Source organism: Grimontia indica, assembly GCF_000333895.2.
Taxonomy (GTDB): Bacteria; Pseudomonadota; Gammaproteobacteria; order Enterobacterales; family Vibrionaceae; genus Enterovibrio; species Enterovibrio indicus.
Window position 1 is genome coordinate 1 of sequence record NZ_ANFM02000091.1, and the last position, 1271, is coordinate 1271.

Sequence of the window (1271 nt, forward strand, 5' to 3'; positions counted from 1 at the left end):
TTGCACCGTTATAGAAGCTGGTATCAACGTAAAAGTCCGGTGTTTCTCCGCTGTAGCTTACTGTGCGGATTTCCTCGCCGTTACGGAGATAACGGATCGTGCCCTTGTTCACTTCCAGCGAGAGGGTATCGCCGGTAGCGACACTGTTTGCGCCAAAGTTGCCACGGTACGAACCGCTCTCGTAGATATAGAGCGTTGTGTTCACAATGTAGAAGGCGTAATCAATATCAGGATAATTTGCGCTGCTTTCAGCATTACCCAAGCCAAACATATTGTTGGTACCCAGCGATTCAACCGTGAAATTCAGACGGTAGTTATCGCGGTAGCCGTACTCAGAGAAACGCACCGAGTTCGCCTGATAGCGCCAAGTACCGCCATTGGCAGAGAGTTCACCATTGGAGAAGCTCGCCCCATAAAGCACAGGCCAGTCAACGATATCTGCCTGAGTGCGGGATTCCAGCTCATCGGAGAGACCATCATTGTCTTTGTCGACATCGCTGTTGTCACCAACACCATCGCCATCGGAATCCGTGGTTTCAGACGCGTCGCTCGGGAAAGCATCAGCATTATCGCCTACGCCGTCACCGTCGGTATCTGTGGTCTCAGACGCGTCTTCAGGGAAGGCATCAGCGTTATCACCGACGCCATCACCATCCGTATCTTTGGTTTCAGTCGCATCCGTTGGGAAGGCATCACTGTTATCGCCGACACCGTCGCCATCGGAATCTGTGGTTTCATTCGGATCGAACGGGAAGGCATCGTAGATATCTAATGTACCGTCGTTATCATCATCATCGTCGTTTGGATTGGAGAGTCCATCCCCGTCTGCGTCTTCTGCACGATCGTCCACGCCGTTGCCGTTTACATCGTTACCACCTAGTTCATCGTTGCTGTCGAGTTTTCCATCACCGTTGGTATCGAAGGCAGCGAAGTCGTAGCCGTGCATGTCGTAGGCGGTGCCGTCATTGGCGGCGTTGTGGCTTTCCAAGTCCAGATAATCGGGAATGCCGTCGCCGTCAGAGTCCGGGGCAGGGCTGACGGAAGCTTGCTGATCAATCGAATCGACGGTTAAATCGCCGTCAGCATCAGTTAATCCGGCTTCAATCACGTCTGGGATGGTGTCGTTATCAGAGTCCAGATCGACGTCATTGTTGACGCCATCCTGATCGGCGTCAGCGGATACACCGCTACCGGACATTGGCGTGAGGCTAATATTGCTCAGGCGAATTGCACCGTTATAGAAGCTGGTATCAACGTAAAAGTCCGGTGTT

Annotated in this window: 1 pseudogene; it reads right to left on the reverse strand. The window is 52.6% G+C overall.

What is annotated here, in order from left to right:
- A pseudogene (locus tag D515_RS26080) lies at nt 1-1198 on the reverse strand (hypothetical protein); the annotation flags it as partial.
- Nucleotides 1199-1271: the final 73 nt, after the last annotated feature.